The following is a 16654-nucleotide window of genomic DNA, read 5'->3' as shown; positions in this document are numbered from 1 at the left end:
TGCCTCTCGTTCAGGTGTCGTCCCGCACTCGGGCGATGGCATCGGACTCCGACATCGGTTCCGGTGTCGGCGGAACGAGCCCGGCCAATCCGAATTGATACAGCGCGCCATCGATATCGACGCTCTCCGTCGAGCCGAACACCGCGACTAGTTCCCGTCGCGTCACCGTGCCGGCCTCCGCCGCCCGCAGCAGCGCGCCGATCGCCTCCAGCGTGGCGGGGAGGGGCTGCTCGTCGAACAGGCCGGCGATCACGCCGGTCACGATGTCCTTTGTCCACACACCGGGCACGGCCACCTCGCACTCCTGCGCCGACGGCGACGCTCCGCGATACCAGCGCCCGGCGTCCCACCAGTAGCAGAACGACAGCAATCCGGAGGTCGCGCGCGGGTCGAGTACCGGATCGGCCACCCAATCCGGTGCGCCCGCATAGAAATTCGGCATCGGTGCGCCGCCGTTGTATACCGCGTCGAGAGTCGGCGCGTTCCACACTCCGCCCGAGAGCACCGCGCGACCCGAGGGCAGCGCGTGCAGGATCGACCCGTCGAGCGCGGAGCCCTCGAATACCGCTGTCCACGGCAACATGCGCGGACCACGATCCGATCCGACGGCGACGAATGCCGCGGCGATGGTCGCCCAGCGTGCCCACAGCAGCGGAAAGGGGGGAAATTCGTACTCCGACAGCACCGGCCACACCCGGTCGGCGCGATCGGCGCGTGCCTGGCGGGCCGCCTGCTGCGGGGAGCGGCGCTGCCGGTCGCCGTGACCGGTATAGGCGGCCAGCCACACCGGAAGTCGGTCACGCGGGTAGGCGGCCAGATCCGCGCGGTAGGCCTCCGGCGCGAACAACTGCCCGTGCGGAAACGGCTCCTCGCCGTAGTCGTGTTCGACATCGAGTGCGCCGGACGCGCTCAACACCAAGGACATTCGCCACCACGGTCCCGTGCTCGCGGCGGCCGCGAGCGCCCGCTGCTCACGCACGAGGGCCAGGACGTCCTCCGGCGGCGATATCGAGACCCTTCGCTCGCCGATGGAATACACGAGCCGGCTGACTTCGCTCGCCACCGTCATCGCGAAGACGGCCTCCATTCGGTGCCAGCCCGTCGGCCCGAGTGCTGTCAACGCCTCGGTCAGTCTGCGCTCGGCGGCGTGAGCGTGAAATGCCTCCGCCAAGCAATCCTCCTCGTTCCACGCCGGAAATCCGCATACACCTGCCCTCGATTGTCGAGGCTTCCCATTGGTGGGGAGTCGCGGTCCTGGTGCGCGGCGCCGCACCTCCCGGGTTGTGCTGTCCGAGGGCCGCGGATCTTCTCGAGTGCTCGACGGCCTCGGACATCGAGTCGGCGGCCTCGCGCGGTCGGGCGGTAAGGCCGCGGCCGGGTAATGGCGGGTTTCTGCATGAGTTCCACCACCCCCTGCCCGGGAGCGTGGTTCCGGGTGGAAGAATAGGCGGGTTATGACTGCCGCCCCGCTTCCCCTCGTGTTCGACGCCCCTCGCCGTGGCATGCCGCCGAAGCATCTCGCCGACCTCGACGCCACCGAGCGCAAGGCGGCGGTGGAGGCGCTGGGGCTACCGAAGTTCCGGGCCGATCAGATCGCGCGGCAGTACTACGGGCGGCTGCTGGCCGATCCGCAGCAGATGACCGATCTGCCCGAGGCCATGCGCGCCGCGGTGGGGGAGGCGCTGTTCCCGCAGCTGCTGACCGCCGTGCGGCATATCGCGTGCGATGACGGTCAGACCCGCAAGACGCTGTGGAAGGCGGGCGACGGCACCCTGCTCGAATCGGTGCTGATGCGCTATCCCGACCGGGCGACGCTGTGTATCTCCAGCCAGGCGGGCTGCGGGATGGCGTGCCCGTTCTGCGCGACCGGCCAGGCGGGCCTGACCCGCAACCTGTCCACCGCCGAGATCGTCGACCAGGTGCGCGCGGCGGCGGCCGCCCTGCGCGACGGTGAGGTCGAGGGCGGCCCCGGGCGACTGTCCAACATCGTCTTCATGGGCATGGGCGAGCCGCTCGCCAACTACAAGCGTGTCGTGAACGCGGTCCGCCGCATCACCTCTCCCGCCCCCGACGGCCTGGGCATCTCCCAGCGCAATGTGGTGGTCTCCACCGTCGGCCTGGCCCCGGCCATCCGCAAGCTCGCCGACGAGGATCTGTCGGTGACTCTGGCTGTCTCCCTGCACACTCCGGACGACGAACTCCGAGACACCCTGGTGCCGGTCAACAATCGCTGGTCCGTGGCCGAAGTCCTCGACGCCGCACGGTATTACGCCGACAAATCCGGCCGCCGCGTTTCCATCGAGTACGCCCTCATCCGCGACATCAACGACCAGCCGTGGCGCGCGGACATGCTCGGCAAGAAGCTCCACAAGGCCCTGGGCTCCCGGGTCCACGTCAACCTCATCCCCCTGAACCCCACCCCCGGCAGCAAGTGGGACGCCTCCCCGAAGCCCGTCGAACGCGAATTCGTCCGCCGCGTCAACGAACAGGGCGTCCCCTGCACCGTCCGCGACACCCGCGGCCAGGAAATCGCCGCGGCCTGCGGGCAGCTGGCCGCCGAAGGCTGAATTCGGCCTACCGCGTCATTCGTGACCGAAAGCGCCGGGTCCGGCGTGGAACAGGCCGATGAGAAGGACGCCGAGGGCGGCGGCGGAGAAGGCCCACGGGTGTGGGTGGTCGTGAAATGCGGTGTGCAGCAGGAGCGCCGCGATGACCAGACCAGCCCAGCCCGCGATGAGATTGGGGATCGGGCCGCCACCCCAGACGGTGGGATATCGCTGCTTGGTGATCCCTCGGACGAAGTGCGGAACGGCGTTTCCGGCCATCAGGCCGCCGAGAAACCCCAGGGTGAGTGCAGGCCACATGTCTTGCCCCTCGATGCTATCGGTGCAGTATCGGCAGGAGTACCGCGTCCACCAGGTGCGTGATGAACGCGTCGTCCAATGGTTGATCGGTGATGAGAAGTCGGGAGAACAGCACAGCGCTCGCGACCTCGGCGGCGAGGACATGGTCGGCCTCGGCTGATAGTTGTTCCCGCGCAACGGCTCTGGCCGCCACGGCGTCGAACGCGGCGCGTTTGACATCGACGAGCCTGCTGCGGACGACTCGAGCCAGGGCCGAGTCGTGATGCATCGCCTTCATCAGTCCGAGGACGAGGGAGGCATCCTGTCCCGCGAGGTTGTCGCGCAGTGTGGCGAGCAGGCCCAGTAGGTCGCCGCGCAGCGTGCCCGAATCGGGCGGGATCGTCGGGGGTGCGCTGTACCGCTCGAGCGCGGCGACGACGAGTTCGGCCTTGCCGGGCCATCGTCGGTAGATCGTGGCCTTGCTGGCGCGGGCCCGGGTGGCGATGCCGTCCATGGTCATCTGGTCGTAGCCCACTTCGCCGATGAGCTCCAGCGTTCCGAGCAGAATCGCCTCTTCCCGGTCGTCACTTCGCGCCACGCCACACCCATCTGAACGAAACGGTTTCGTTCACTTTAACCTCGGTGCGCGTGCCAGGCAATGGGCTGCATCGCCCTGACCGCGTCGGCCTGTGCGGGGTCGGGCCGCAACGGCCCTGTGCGGCAACACTTCCGCGCGCGGCTGCGTCGCGGTCGACGTGACTTCGAGGCCGCGATCGAAACTCGCGGGCCATGTTCGCCGAAGGGAGAGGTCGGCGCGAATCGAGGGTAGTCGCCGCTCAGTTGTCCGGCGCCGCAGTCGATTTCACCCAGATCATGCCGAATCCGGATTCGGCCGGTGCCAGGCGTTCGCGTGGGATGACCCGATCCAGTCGATATCCGAGCCGGTGCGGAACCGCCGCGCTGCGCAGGTTCGCGGCGTCGCAACGAATTTCGACTTGTTCGATGCCGGGTAACTTCAGCGCGATGTCGGTCAGGGCCGCGGTGGCGCGGGTGATGACGCCTCGTCCGGTGTGCGCGACATGGCACCAGTACCCGATTTCCAGGGTTGCCGGACCGACTCGATCGTGCAGTCCCGCGGCCCCCAGTACCGTGCCCGCGGCATCGAAGATCCCGAAGGTGAAACCGCCGTCCGGGCTCGGCCACGAACCATCCGCGCTCTCGCTGTGCAGGCGCTGACTCTCGAGGGTCGGGCGCTCGGCCAGCCATGGCATCCACGGGTGAATGTGCTCGAAGGACGCCGAGATCGCCTCGAATCGCGCTTCCAGATCGCCGGGTTGCCAACGGCGCAGCAGGATATCGCCGAGGTCGATTCGCTCGGGCGGAATCACCCCGGGCGCGAGTGCGGGCGGCGGCGCCGGTTCCATTCGGAAATCTTGTCCGGCACACGGGTTGCGAGCAAGGCGATTCTTCGCCGCGCTGTTCCCGGGTGGATGGGATCGCACCGGAATAGCGGCCGGCATCGGCGGGTTACCCACTGCCGCTAGTGTGAGCGCGCTGAAAAAGTCGAGCTAGGCAAGGATTTACGTGGTGACGGAACCTGAACACGAGGCGCACGAGCGGGCCAGCTGGGCGGAGTTGTTCTTCGACCTGGTGCTGGTGTTCGCGGTGACGCAGGCGGCGCATCTACCGGTCGGGCATCCGAACTGGGCCGCGGTGGGGCAGGCGGTATTGCTGCTGGCCGTGATGTGGTGGTCGTGGGTGGGGACCACGCTGACGGTGCACGGGGTCGAGGACTCGAATCGGCAGCGGTTCTTCCTCTTCGCGTGCGGGCTCTGCATGTTCTTCATGGCGATCACGGCGCCGCACGCCTTCGCCGGGCACGGTGAGCCGCTGATCTTCGCGATCGCGCATCTGGTCTTGCGGACGCTGTTGTGGATCGAGATCCGGCGCAAGGGGTCGTTCCCGGACCGGGTGAATCCGTACACCATCTCGATGGCCGGAGCGGTGCTGCTGGTGATCGCGGCGGTCGCGCCGGAAGGGCTTGTGCGCAACGGACTCTGGGTGATCGCGGTGCTGATCGCCTTCGCGGGTCCGGCGGTGCTGTCACAGCGGATGAAGGCCGTGCGGTTCGGGGCGAGTCATCTGCCCGAGCGGTTCGCGACCTTCGTGATCATCGCCCTCGGTGAGACGGTGGCGGCGGTCGGCTCGCAGGCCGCGGAATCGCATCTGGGAGTGGCGGCCTGGATCGCGGTGGTGCTGACCTTCGTGCTCGGATGCGGGCTGTGGTGGCTGTATTTCGCCTTCGGATTCTCGGCGGTAGAGCACTCGCTGCGGACCGATCAGGTGCGCGGCACGGTCGTTCGCGATGTGCTGAGCTACGGCCACATGCTGCTGGTGGTCGGGTTGGTGCTGGTGTCGGTCGGCGCTCGCGGCGCAGTCGAGCATCCCACCGACGCGGTGCACGGCGTCACCGCCTACCTGCTGCCGATGGGTGCGGCGCTGTTCGTGCTCGGCTTCTGTTTCACGCGCTGGCGCATGTTCGGCGCGCCCACCGTGGGGCGGACCGCGGTGGCGGTGGCACTCGGGGCGCTGACGCCGTTGGCCGCGCATCTGCCCGGACTCGTCAGCCTCGCGATCGTGGCCGGTGTGATCGCGGCGTTGAACGGCTACGAGCATTGGATCGTCGCCACCGCGCGGCCGCTGCCCGTGCTCAGGTTCCCCTCCCGCGCCTGACCAGCCCCCGCGTACGGAATTCGTTCCGGCGCGTCCGGCTCTCCATTCTTGACTGAAATTTCAGTCAAGGATATGGTTCGGGGGACAACACTCAGAGAAAAGGAGCCGCGCGATGCGACGTCGTGGATTCATACAGGCAGGTCTCAGCGCGGTCGGCGGCTTGCTGCTGGCCGCATGCGACGAGGAAACATCCCCCTTCGAGAGGCCCGGCGAGAGCGGCCACGACGGTCGCACCTGGCTGATGCCGGACGAGGGTCGACCGCACGCGCGCACCTGGATGGCCTTCGCCGCGAGCGAGCGCATCTGGGGCGCGAAGCTACTGCCCGAGGTGCGCGCCAACCTGGCGCTCATCGCCAACACCATCGCCCGCTTCGAACCGGTCTCGATGCTCGTGCGTCCCGGCGAACTCGATATGGCACGCGCAATGGTCGGTCCCGCAGTGGAACTCGTCGTCACCGACATCGACGACCTCTGGATGCGCGACACCGGACCGGTCTTCGTGACGGGCAACGGCGCGATGGCCGGGGTCGACTTCAACTTCAACGGCTGGGGCGACAAGCAGGAGCACCGCCGCGATGCGAAGGTGGCCTCCTTCGTCACCGGCCGCGCGGGCGTGGAGACCCTGCGCACCGACCTCGTGCTCGAGGGCGGCGGCATCGAGGTCGACGGCGAGGGCACCGCGATCATCACCGAGAGCTGCGTGCTCAACAACAATCGCAATCCGGGCTGGAAGAAGCCCGATGTCGAGGCGGAACTGGAATACCTGCTCGGCATCCGGAAGGTGATCTGGCTACCGGGCATCGCCGGTGAGGACATCACCGACGGCCACACCGACTTCTACGCGCGCTTCGCCGCCCCCGGCGTGGTGGTCGCCGGACTCGACAACGACGAGAGCTCCTTCGACTACGACGTCACCCGCCGTCACCTGGACATCCTGCGCGCGGCCACCGACGTCCAGGGGCGTCCGCTGCGTGTCGAGGTGCTCGAGGGTCCGTCCACGGTCCGTGAGAAGTTCGCCGACGACGATTTCGCGGCCGGCTACATCAACTTCTACGTCTGCAACGGTGCGGTCATCGCCCCCGAATTCGGTGACGCCGATACCGATTCCGCCACTCACGACACCCTCGCGCGCCTATTCCCGGGCCGGGAGATCGTGCAGATCGACATCGACGGCATCGCCGCGGGCGGTGGCGGCATCCACTGCACCACCCAGCAGCAGCCCGCCGGCTAGAACCCCCATAGAGTGAGGTTTCGTGTCGTCAGATCGTCAGACCCAGATACTGGAAGCCGCAGTGCGCGTCATCGCCCAGGACGGAGTCCGGGGGCTACGCGTGGAGAAGCTCGCCGCCGAGGCCGGGGTGTCCACCGCTCTCATCTACTACCACTTCAAGGATCGCTCCGGCGTGCTGCACGCCGCCCTGGCGCACATCAACAATCGGGCCCTGCGCTACACCGACCACGCCTTCACCGATGCCGACGCCCGCACCCAGCTCGAACAGATACTGCTGCTCGAACTGCAGGACACCGACGAGGTGCGCGGCAACAGCATCGCGTGGGGTGAGCTGCGCGCCAGCGCCGTGTTCACGCACGACCTGCGCGAACCGATCGACGTCACCACCCGCGCCTGGGTCGCCGACGTCGAAACCCTCATCCGCGAAGGACAATCCGCGGGCAGCGTCGGTGCGGACGTCGCACCGGCCGATGCCGCCGAACGCCTCACCGCGCTGGTCGAAGGGCTCAGCGAACGCTGGCACAGCGGCTCGATCACCCTGGTCCGGGCACGGCAACTGCTGACCGGGGCGCTGGTCGCCGAACTCGGCAAGGGGGAATGAGAGCCGCACGCGGCGTGAGTGATCGAGCCGCACGCGCGTGGCTGATCGAGCCGCACGCGGCAAGGGTGACTGAGCCGCACGCGGCAGGGGTGACTGAGCCGCGCGCGGCGCAGCTGAAGTCGCCGAACTCGGCAAGCAGAGCGAGCTGCACGCGGCGTGCGAGTCAGTCGGAGCGGTGAGGGTGATTGCGCCGCGGGATATTCCGGGTGAGCGCTCAGTTCACCTGTCGCCCGGTGGAATTCCAGTACTGGTCGCGCAGGTCCCGCTTGAGGATCTTGCCGGTGCCGGAAACCGGTAGGGCGTCCACGATCTCGAGCGAGCGCGGGGCCTTGTAGCCGGCGATCAGGGTCTTGGCGTGTTCGCGAAGTTCCTCGATCGTGAGCGTGGCGCCCGGCGCGCAGATGACCACGGCGTGCACGCGTTCGCCCCATTCCTCGTCCGGCACACCGATCACCGCGCACGCGGCCACCGCCGGATGTCCGGCGACCGCGTTCTCGACCTCGGCGGAGTAGACGTTCTCCCCGCCGCTCACGATCATGTCCTTGAGCCGGTCCACGATGTAGACGTAGCCCTGCTCGTCCATGAATCCGCCGTCGCCCGTGTGCATCCAGCCGTCGCGCACGGCCTCGGCGGTGTCCTGCGGCCGATTCCAATAGCCGAGCATGACGTGACCGCCGCGCACCGTGATCTCGCCGACCGTCCCGCGCGCGACCTCCGTCCCGTCCGTGTCGACGATTCGAACCTCGCTGTGCGACACAGCTTTTCCGGCCGAGCGCAACCGTCCGGCGCGGTGGTCCTCGGGGCCGAGCATGGTCGCGATGGGCGCGAGCTCGGTCATGCCGTACGCCTGGGTGAATCCGGCGGCCGGGAAGACCTTCATCGCTCGTGCGAGCACGGCCTCGGAAATCGGTGAGGCGCCGTACATCACGGCCTCGATGCTGGAGAGATCGAAATCCGCCACCGCGGGATGATCGACCAGCATCTGGATCATCACCGGCACCAGCAGGGTGGAGTTCACGCGGTGCCGCTGGATCGCGGTCAGCGTCGCCACCGGGTCGAATGCCGGAATCATCACGTGCGTCCCGCCGATCAGCAGCTGCCCGTACCAGCCCGCGAAATCGGCGAGATGGAACATCGGCGCACAGTGCAGGAAGGTGCCGCCCGGCTGGAACAGGAACCCGGACGCGACGCCGCCCATCGCCGAGGTGCCCAGGTTGAGGTGGCTCAGCATGACGCCCTTGGGGAAGCCGGTGGTGCCGCCGGTGTAGAACACCCCCGCCAGGTCCTCACCGCCGCGACGCGCGTCCTCGATCGGCTCGGCCGCGGCGACGAGGTTCTCGTAGCCGAGCGCCCCCTCGGGCAATGCGCCGTCCCCGCAATGGATTACGGTCCGTAACCCCGCGTGGTGCTCGCGGATCGCGGGCAGCATGGCGGCGAACGCATCGTCCACCAGCAGCACCTCGGTGCCCGAATCCCGCAGCGAATAACCGATTTCGGCCGGACTCCACCGGATATTGACCGGGTTGAGTACCGCGTTCGCCCACGGCACCGCCAGCAGATATTCGTGGTAGCGGTCGGAATTGAGCGACAGGATCGCGACCCGATCCCCGTCCCCGACCCCGACCTCGCGCAGGGCCCCGGCCAATCGGGCGACCCGCTCGCGCACCTCCCGGTTGGTGCGGACGCGGTCTCCGCAGATCGTCATGATGCCGTCGGGGTGCTGCTGCGCGGCCCGGTGCAGGCCCTGGGTGAGGTACATGGGGTGGATCCTTCGTCGGACGCCGATGGTCGAACCCCGAGTATCGCCGGGGGAGTGTGACGTGGGCCATGGAGATCGGGTCGAACTATGACCGGCAATACTTGTTGGTTTCTCCAAACTCCGGACGTAGGCTGCGGGGGAGATGAGCACTTCCCCGGATCCGGCCAAATCAGCGGCAACGCGGCGGTTGATCGACCGTGCGCAGAACCGAAGTCGGCAGGTGACGGAGAGGATCGTGACCCGCGCCCAGGCGGAGATCCCGGTCTACGCCACCCTCCCGCTCGCGACCCTGACCGGACCCACCGAGAATCTGGTGAGCCGCTTGCTCGCCGCGCTCAGTGTCGGCGCGATGAGCCCCGAAGACGTGCGCGCGCTGCGTGAATATGGGGAAACCCGTGCCCGCCAAGGTGTTTCGCTCTCGGATGTGCAGAGTGGCTGGCGGATCGCGGTCCGTGAAACACTGTCCGAACTCACAACCGTCGCCCGCGCGGCGCGCATCTCGGACCGCACGCTGCTCGAGATCACCCACGAACTGCTCGACGTCGTGGATCAGGCCACCATGGCCTACTCCGGCGGACACCGGGACGTCGAGATCGATATGGCCCTGCACGACCAGCAGATGCGCGCCGATTTCGCGCGCGGATTGCTGCTGGGCACGCTCGGTCCGGCCGAGATCGGAAGGCGGGCGCAGCATTACGGGCTCGATCCCGATGCCGAGTACCTGGCCGTGCGCGCTCGCGCGCAGGACGAGAGCGCCGCGGCCGAGATCCGCCGACTGCTGGGCGTGGGGCGGGTGCGCGGGCTCTCGGCCACGATCGACGGCGATCTCGCCGCGTTCGTCTCCGCGTTTCCGCGGCCCGGTCTGGAGGGCGTTTTGGCGGTAGGTCCCGCTGCCGGACTGGAAGCGCTGCCGCGTTCGTTTCGCCTGGCCGGGCGGATGCTCGCCACGGCACACCTGTTCGGCCTGACCGGCGTCGCGGATCTGGATCGCCTTGGCGTGCTTCCGGCGGTGGCCGTCGACCCGGATCTGGGCGCGGAACTGACCCGCCGATACCTGGACCCGCTCGGATCGGGGGAGTCCGCCCGGGTCGTCATCGATACCGTCGAACGCTATCTCGACACCGGCATGCGGATCGAGGCCACCGCCGAACACCTTGTCGTGCATCCGAATACGGTCCGCTATCGGCTCACCCGTTTCGCGGAACTCACCGGCGCCGACCTGCGTGCGCCGCACATCGCCGTGCGGGTCTGGTGGGCGATCCAGCGCCGCCGTGCCGAGGCCGCGAAGGGAACGGCCCGGGACGATCGATGAGCGCCGGGCACCGGGTGCCCGCGCGTCACGGCGCACGACCGGCGCGGCGGTTATCGTGAACTCATGGGCGTCATCGGTGAGCTTTTCCCCGGACAGAAACTGCAAGACGAGAGCGGCGAGGACAGCGACGGCCAGTCGCACCGTCCCCGCGTCGAACTCGACCTCGACAGCGGCGTGATCCGCGTGCGTCCCCAGGCCCCGAAGCAGCCCGCGCCGGACGAGCCCGCCGCCGAGTAACTTCGCACACCCGGCCGGGCCGGTTCCGGTCCGGCGGGACTCACAGCAAGCGCGCGCATACTGGTCCGCGTGCCCGAGGTCGAGACCCCTTTGCAACTGTCCGGTGTGGTCGCGGCCTGGCGGTGGGACACGGCGTCGATAGTGATCACCGTCATGGCGCTGGCCGCGTACGCGGGCTGTCGGCGGATCGCCCGCCGCCGGGGTGCGTCGCTTTCGCGGGGCAGGGCAGTCTGTTTCGGCCTCGGCGGACTGGGCGTCTGGCTGCTCACCGGGGTCGGCGTGCTCGGGGTCTATTCCGACACCCTGTTCTGGGTCCGGGCACTGCAGACTCTGCTGCTGCTGTATCTCGTGCCGTTCGCCCTTGCGGCGGGCATGCCGCTGACCGTGTTGCGCGCGGCCCTCGGATCTGCCGGCCGCGCCCGCCTGGACACGGCGCTCTCCAGCCGCCCCGCGCGCCTGCTCACCTATCCCGCGGTTCCGTCCCTGCTCATCCTCGCCGTGCCCTGGCTGCTGTTCCTCACGCCCTGGTACGAGGCGGTCCTGAGGCACGGCGCGATCGACGCCGCGACCCGAATCCTGCTCGTGCTCATCGGTTTCCTGTACTTCTACTCGCGATTGCAGGTGGACCCGGTTCCGCGCCGCTTCACCCAGGGCATCTCGCTGCTGATCACCATCGCCGAATCCCTGGCGGACGGGGTGCTCGGCATCGTGCTGTGGCTCGGCCCGCTGGTGGCCGCGGACTACTACGGGTCGCTGGGCCGCGCCTGGGGACCGTCCACGCGCATGGATCAGACGATCGGAGCGGGGGTGTTCTGGCTGCTGGGCGATCTGCTCGGACTCACCTACGCCCTGGTGGTCATGCGCGCTTTCGCCCGGGACGAACGGCGCAGGGCATTCGCCCTCGACGCCGAGCTCGATGCCACGGCATCGGCCGAGACGGTGGTCGCTGGTGCACCCTCGCACGAATCGCGTTCCCGGGAGGTGGCATCGGGCCTCTGGTGGGAGAACGACCCGCAATTGCGCGACCGCTTCCACCGCTGAGCCGGGACGAGAGTCGGTCGCACGGCTGTCGCGCTATGGCCCAGGTCACGGAAATCAGAGCTTCTCGCTATATGTGACGCAGTTAACGGTCCGCTATTGCGGTCTGTTGCGGGTCGAAAGTTGGTTACCAGCTTGGTAATTGGGGTGGGTATTGCGTGGATCACGTCCATTAACGTTCTCTTAACAGGTTCTAAGCTACTGTTCAGTAACGATTTGCTGGACACTTGACCTGGGCGCAAGAACAGCCCCAACCTCCCGCTTCGGAGGCCCACCGCGCGCAAGAAGGTCAGGACCATGATGTTCAGCAAGGCTGCCGCTACTTCGGCACTCGTTATCGCGGCACTCGGTATCGCTGCCGGTACCGTCCACGCCGAGCCCGCTCCGGCCCCTGCGCCGGTGCCCGTTCTGCCCGCTCTCATCGATGGCGTCAATCAGGGTGTCGGACAGGTGCTTCCGTCCATCCACTGGAAAGCCGGAATCGAAGGCGACTCCGTCGTCCTGGACACCGACGCCGGTTCGCTCACCACAGCGGACGATCAGCTGCAGGTGCGCGACGACGCGGGCAATGTCGTGACCGCGTTCCCGCTGGCCTACTCCCTGGACGATCTCGAGTACCCGATCAACGTCTCCGTCGAGGGCCTGCGCGCCGTGCTGACCCCGAGCACCGACCGCGCCGCGGCGCATCCGTCGAACCTGCCGCTGCACCAGGTGACCAGCGATAAGCAGACGAACTTCGATGACGCCGTCTCCGCGGCCGCCACCCAGTTCGGCATCATCACCGCTATCGGCACCCTGGTCGGCACCATCGTGGGCGGTGTCGCGGGTTGCGCGATCGGCGTCATCGGCGGCGCGACCCTGAGCTTCCCGGTGCTGGAAGCCGCGGGCCTGGGCCCGGTGCTGGGTTGCCTCGCGGGCGCCGGTATCGGCATCCCGCTGGGTGCCGCCGCGGGTCTGGTGCTGACCGGAATCCCGGCAGCGATCATCGTCGGCATCGGTTTCGTGCAGCGCGTCAACGATCCGAACTTCGGCCAGTAATCGGCTGTCGCACGCACTCACCCGAAGAATCCGCCCCCAGCTCTCCGGAGCCGGGGGCGGATTCTTCGTTGAAGCTGCAAGTTTGCTTTTGGCGGTCGAATCAGACCGTTTGAACATGAACTGTAACGAAATCATGCGCTATGACTCGACCATGCCACAGTTAGGCAACATTTAGGCAACATTCAGGAACGACTCTATTGACGGGTGCTCGATGAGGACCTCGCTCCCGAGCCAGGGAAGCGCCCGCTGCAGAAAGCGACGAGAAGTATGCGTTTCAAGAAGTTCGCCGCCACCTCGGCCTTGGTCATCGCCGCGCTCGGTGTCTCCGCCGGTACGTCCTACGCGGACCTGGCTCCGGCTCCGGCCGCAGGCGCGTCGGAGATCCACTGGGACAGCAAGATCGAAGGCGCCTCGGTGGTGCTGAAGACCGACATCGGCTCGCTGACCACCGAGGGTGATCAGTTCCAGGTGCGTGACGGTCAGGGCGGCCTGGTCACCGCCTTCCCACTGAGCTTCGTCAAGGACGGACTGGCCTTCCCGATCGCCGCCGCGATCGACGGCAACACCGCGACCCTGACCCCGAACATGGATCCGGCCGCCGCCCACCCGGCCCCGCTGCTGCACGAGGTGACCAGCGAGTCCCAGACCAACTTCGACGACGCCGTGTCCGCGGCCGCGACGCAGTTCGGCATCATCACCGCCATCGGCACGCTCGTCGGCACCCTGGTCGGCGGCATCGGCGGCTGCGCGCTGGGCGCGTTCCTCGGCACCCCGGTGCTGCTCCCGGGCTGGATCGGTGGCTGCCTCGCGGGCGCCGGCATCGGCATCCCGCTGGGCGCCGCCGCCGGTCTCGTGCTGACCGGTGTTCCGGCCGCGATCGCCGTCGGCATCGGCTTCTTCAGCCGCGTCAACGCCCCGGCGTAATCGGGCGGTAGCGCGATATCGGGCCGGGTCGTCGGAAACGACCCGGCCCGATTCCCGTGTGCGGTGCGAACCGAAAAGACCGGCCCGGCTCGATCATTCGAGCCGGGCCGGTCCGGTTGTCGTGCGGGTGTTCCTAGCGCGGCTTGCGCTGCAGGAACGAGTCGCGCACCAGCGTGAAGGCCAGCAGTGCGGCGAACCCGACCAGGTAGATGTCTTCGACCTTGCCCTTGTGGTTGCCGATCGTCATCGCCAGCAGGATCACCACGACGACCCAGCCGGCCGCGCGGAAGGTACGGCGGGACTCGCCGCTCCAGCCCCAAGCGGCGGACGGAACCTCGGCGGTGTCAACCTTGGTGACGATACCGGCGCTGTGGGCTTGGTCCAGTTCCGTGGCCACTTTCGCTCCTTATATGGCTCGAATCGAATACTGAGCCATATGGTGGCATACGACCGGGCGTCGTAGCCAGCAGGGTGGCGGCGAGGCGGCGTGTGACCGAGGTTTGGGCGGCAGGGAGAATGGGGCGCGTGTCCGACGTTGTGAAGGTTCTGCTGCTGGGCAGCACGGGTTCGATCGGTACTCAGGCGCTGGAGGTGATCGCCGCCAACCCCGACCGCTTCGAAGTGGTCGGATTGGCCGCGCGCGGCGGCAATCCCGAATTGCTGGCTCGGCAGATCGAGGCCACCGGCACCCGGAACGTCGCCATCGCCGACGAGGCCACGGCGGCGAAACTCGGTGTGGCGCTGGCCGGTCCGGATGCGGCGACCGAACTGGTCCGGCGCACCGACGCGGACGTGGTGCTCAACGCGCTGGTCGGCTCGCTGGGCCTGGAACCGACCCTGGCCACCCTGCACTCGGGTCGCCGACTTGCCCTGGCCAACAAGGAATCCCTGGTCGCGGGCGGCTCGCTGGTGACCCGCGCCGCGGCTCCCGGTCAGATCGTGCCGGTGGACTCCGAGCATTCGGCGCTGGCGCAGTGCCTGCGCGGCGGGCGCGCGGACGAGGTCGCGAAACTGGTGTTGACGGCCTCGGGCGGACCGTTCCGCGGCTGGACCGCCGAAATGCTCGAATCGGTGAATCCGGCCGAGGCCAAGACCCATCCGACCTGGTCCATGGGCCTGATGAACACCCTGAATTCGGCCTCGCTGGTCAACAAGGGCCTGGAGCTCATCGAAACCCATCTGCTTTTCGGCGTCCCGTACGACGACATCGATGTGACCGTGCACCCGCAGTCCATCGTGCATTCCATGGTCACCTTCCGCGACGGTTCGACCCTCGCCCAGGCCAGCCCGCCGGATATGAGGCTGCCCATCGGCCTGGCGCTCGGCTGGCCCGATCGGGTGCCCGGCGTGGCCGCCGCCTGCGACTTCTCCACCGCCTCCACCTGGACTTTCGAGCCGGTGGACAACGAGGTCTTCCCCGCCGTGGAGCTGGCCAGGCAGGCCGGAAAAGCGGGCGGCTGCGTGACCGCGGTCTACAACGCCGCCAACGAAATCGCGGTGCAGGCCTTCCTCGACGGACTGATCCGGTTCCCCGACATCGTGCGGACCGTGCAGCGCGCGGTGGAGTCCGCCGACCGGTGGGCGGCGGAACCCAGTACTTTGGACGAGGTGCTCGCGGCCGATACGTGGGCTAGAGAAACCGCGCGCACGATCGTGCGCGGCTGAATTCAGGAGGGTTCGACACCGCATGGCGTATGCGATCGGCTTCGTTCTGTTCGCCCTCGGTATCACCGTGTCGGTCGCACTGCACGAATGCGGCCACATGTGGACCGCGCAGGCCACCGGGATGAAGGTGCGGCGCTACTTCGTCGGCTTCGGCCCGAAGGTGTTCTCGTGGCAGCGCGGTGAGACCGAATACGGTCTGAAAGCGTTGCCGCTGGGCGGTTTCTGCGATATCGCGGGCATGACCGCCCTGGACGAGCTGGAACCCGAAGAGCTTGACCGCGCCATGTACCGCCAGGCCACCTGGAAGCGCCTGCTGGTCATGTTCGGCGGAATCCTGATGAACTTCGCGCTCGGCTTCCTGCTGATCATGCTGCTCGCCGTGGTGTGGGGTCTGCCGCGTTTCGATCAGCCCGCGGAGACGCAGCTGGGCGCGATGAGCTGTGTCGCCAATCAGGGACCGGATCAGAAGGCACTGCCGTGCGACGGTGCGGGTCCGGCGCAGCGGGCGGGATTGCAGCGCGGAGATCTGGTCACCGCCGTGAACGGCACGCCCATCAAGACGTGGAAGGAATTCCGCGAGCAGACCGAGAAGCAGACGGGCACCTTCACCTACACGATCGAGCGTGAGGACCAGACGCTGACGCTGCCGGTCACTCCGGACCAGGCGGTCGTCTACCCGGAGAAGAACGGCCTGCCCAAGACGGTTTCCAAGGTCGGCGTCGGTCAGGACTACTACGGTCCGGTCACCTACAACGTGCTCTCCGCCATCCCCGCGTCGGGCGCGTTCACCGGTGAGATCGCGGTGCGCACCGTGGAATCGCTGGCCAAGATGCCGAGCAAGGTCGTGGATCTGTGGCAGGCCATCACCGGCCACGAGCGCGATCCGGAGACCCCGGTCAGCGTCTACGGCGCGAGCAAGATCGGTGGCGAGACCGCCGAGCACGGGGTGTGGGGCATGTTCATCCTCACCCTGGCCAGCCTGAACTTCTTCCTGGGCGCGTTCAACCTGTTGCCGCTGCTGCCGCTGGACGGCGGTCATATCGCGGTGGTCCTGTACGAGAAGCTGCGCAATGTGCTGCGGGGCCGCAAGGGTCTGCCGCCGGGCAATCCGGTCGACTACATGAAATTGCTGCCGGCCACCTATGTCGTGGTGGTGCTCGGCGGCGCGTACATGATCTTGACCCTGGTCGCCGACATCGTGAATCCGGTCAAGCTCTTCCCCTGAGGATCGGTTGCCCTTTCCCACTTTGTGATCCGGCACTCTGACGGTGCT

Annotated in this window: 17 protein-coding genes; 11 read left to right on the top strand and 6 right to left on the bottom strand. The window is 67.9% G+C overall.

Translation table 11 applies throughout. The annotated features are described in order from the left end of the window. Positions 1 to 10 precede the first annotated feature (10 nt). On the bottom strand, positions 11 to 1171 hold the full coding sequence (locus tag NJ1_RS26070; protein WP_157574206.1) for a hypothetical protein: 1161 nt from the start codon (positions 1169 to 1171) through the stop codon (positions 11 to 13). Between the two features lie 283 nt (positions 1172 to 1454). Between NJ1_RS26070 and rlmN the strand changes: the two genes are divergently transcribed. Beyond that, positions 1455 to 2567, top strand: coding sequence for a dual-specificity RNA methyltransferase RlmN (rlmN, locus tag NJ1_RS26065; RefSeq protein WP_067698989.1), 1113 nt, complete (start codon positions 1455 to 1457; stop codon positions 2565 to 2567). Positions 2568 to 2582: 15 nt separating this feature from the next. Here rlmN and NJ1_RS26060 read toward each other — a convergent pair whose 3' ends face one another. The 3 genes from NJ1_RS26060 to NJ1_RS26050 all read right to left on the bottom strand — a co-directional run bounded on the left by NJ1_RS26060 (position 2583) and on the right by NJ1_RS26050 (position 4267). Then, the gene (locus NJ1_RS26060) at positions 2583 to 2864 is read right to left on the bottom strand and encodes a hypothetical protein (protein WP_067698986.1); all 282 of its coding nucleotides are present in this window, start codon (positions 2862 to 2864) and stop codon (positions 2583 to 2585) included. A gap of 16 nt (positions 2865 to 2880) precedes the next feature. Then, positions 2881 to 3441 (bottom strand): TetR/AcrR family transcriptional regulator, encoded by a 561-nt coding sequence (locus NJ1_RS26055; protein ID WP_067698984.1) that lies wholly within the window; start codon positions 3439 to 3441, stop codon positions 2881 to 2883. 238 nt (positions 3442 to 3679) lie between these two features. Beyond that, positions 3680 to 4267, bottom strand: a complete 588-nt coding sequence (locus tag NJ1_RS26050; RefSeq protein ID WP_067698982.1) for a GNAT family N-acetyltransferase — start codon at positions 4265 to 4267, stop codon at positions 3680 to 3682. A 163-nt stretch (positions 4268 to 4430) separates the two neighbouring features. Between NJ1_RS26050 and NJ1_RS26045 the strand changes: the two genes are divergently transcribed. The 3 genes from NJ1_RS26045 (at position 4431) to NJ1_RS26035 (ending at position 7408) form a co-directional block, all read left to right on the top strand. Beyond that, on the top strand, positions 4431 to 5576 hold the full coding sequence (locus tag NJ1_RS26045; protein WP_169813209.1) for a low temperature requirement protein A: 1146 nt from the start codon (positions 4431 to 4433) through the stop codon (positions 5574 to 5576). A gap of 112 nt (positions 5577 to 5688) precedes the next feature. Further along, positions 5689 to 6807, top strand: a complete 1119-nt coding sequence (locus NJ1_RS26040; protein ID WP_067698979.1) for an agmatine deiminase family protein — start codon at positions 5689 to 5691, stop codon at positions 6805 to 6807. Between the two features lie 22 nt (positions 6808 to 6829). Beyond that, positions 6830 to 7408 (top strand): TetR/AcrR family transcriptional regulator, encoded by a 579-nt coding sequence (locus tag NJ1_RS26035; RefSeq protein WP_067698977.1) that lies wholly within the window; start codon positions 6830 to 6832, stop codon positions 7406 to 7408. Between the two features lie 214 nt (positions 7409 to 7622). On the opposite strand, the gene NJ1_RS26030 is transcribed toward NJ1_RS26035, so the two are convergent. Then, positions 7623 to 9167, bottom strand: a complete 1545-nt coding sequence (locus NJ1_RS26030) for an acyl-CoA synthetase (protein WP_067698974.1) — start codon at positions 9165 to 9167, stop codon at positions 7623 to 7625. 142 nt (positions 9168 to 9309) lie between these two features. On the opposite strand from NJ1_RS26030, the gene NJ1_RS26025 reads away from it, so the two are divergent. From NJ1_RS26025 to NJ1_RS26010, 5 genes are all read left to right on the top strand, one after another. Continuing rightward, positions 9310 to 10479, top strand: coding sequence for a PucR family transcriptional regulator (locus NJ1_RS26025; RefSeq protein WP_084478840.1), 1170 nt, complete (start codon positions 9310 to 9312; stop codon positions 10477 to 10479). A gap of 63 nt (positions 10480 to 10542) precedes the next feature. Continuing rightward, a complete protein-coding gene (locus NJ1_RS39800) occupies positions 10543 to 10716 on the top strand; it encodes a hypothetical protein (RefSeq protein WP_169813207.1) in 174 nt (57 codons plus the stop codon). 69 nt (positions 10717 to 10785) lie between these two features. After that, entirely contained in the window at positions 10786 to 11757 is a 972-nt protein-coding gene (locus tag NJ1_RS26020) for a cytochrome c oxidase assembly protein (protein ID WP_067698970.1), read from the top strand. A gap of 294 nt (positions 11758 to 12051) precedes the next feature. Further along, positions 12052 to 12792, top strand: a complete 741-nt coding sequence (locus tag NJ1_RS26015; protein ID WP_067698969.1) for a DUF8020 domain-containing protein — start codon at positions 12052 to 12054, stop codon at positions 12790 to 12792. A 267-nt stretch (positions 12793 to 13059) separates the two neighbouring features. Continuing rightward, a complete protein-coding gene (locus NJ1_RS26010) occupies positions 13060 to 13716 on the top strand; it encodes a DUF8020 domain-containing protein (RefSeq protein ID WP_067698967.1) in 657 nt (218 codons plus the stop codon). A 133-nt stretch (positions 13717 to 13849) separates the two neighbouring features. Here NJ1_RS26010 and NJ1_RS26005 read toward each other — a convergent pair whose 3' ends face one another. Next, the gene (locus NJ1_RS26005; protein ID WP_067698965.1) at positions 13850 to 14113 is read right to left on the bottom strand and encodes a DUF2631 domain-containing protein; all 264 of its coding nucleotides are present in this window, start codon (positions 14111 to 14113) and stop codon (positions 13850 to 13852) included. 119 nt (positions 14114 to 14232) lie between these two features. On the opposite strand from NJ1_RS26005, the gene dxr reads away from it, so the two are divergent. Together dxr and NJ1_RS25995 are read left to right on the top strand one after the other, a co-directional pair. Continuing rightward, positions 14233 to 15381, top strand: a complete 1149-nt coding sequence (gene dxr / locus NJ1_RS26000) for a 1-deoxy-D-xylulose-5-phosphate reductoisomerase (RefSeq protein WP_067698963.1) — start codon at positions 14233 to 14235, stop codon at positions 15379 to 15381. Between the two features lie 22 nt (positions 15382 to 15403). After that, a complete protein-coding gene (locus NJ1_RS25995) occupies positions 15404 to 16606 on the top strand; it encodes a M50 family metallopeptidase (RefSeq protein WP_067698961.1) in 1203 nt (400 codons plus the stop codon). Positions 16607 to 16654 lie beyond the last annotated feature (48 nt).

This window comes from Nocardia jejuensis NBRC 103114, assembly GCF_001613145.1.
GTDB lineage: Bacteria > Actinomycetota > Actinomycetes > Mycobacteriales > Mycobacteriaceae > Nocardia > Nocardia jejuensis.
Note: the sequence above shows the minus strand (reverse complement) of the source record. Positions and strands in the feature narration are given on the sequence as shown.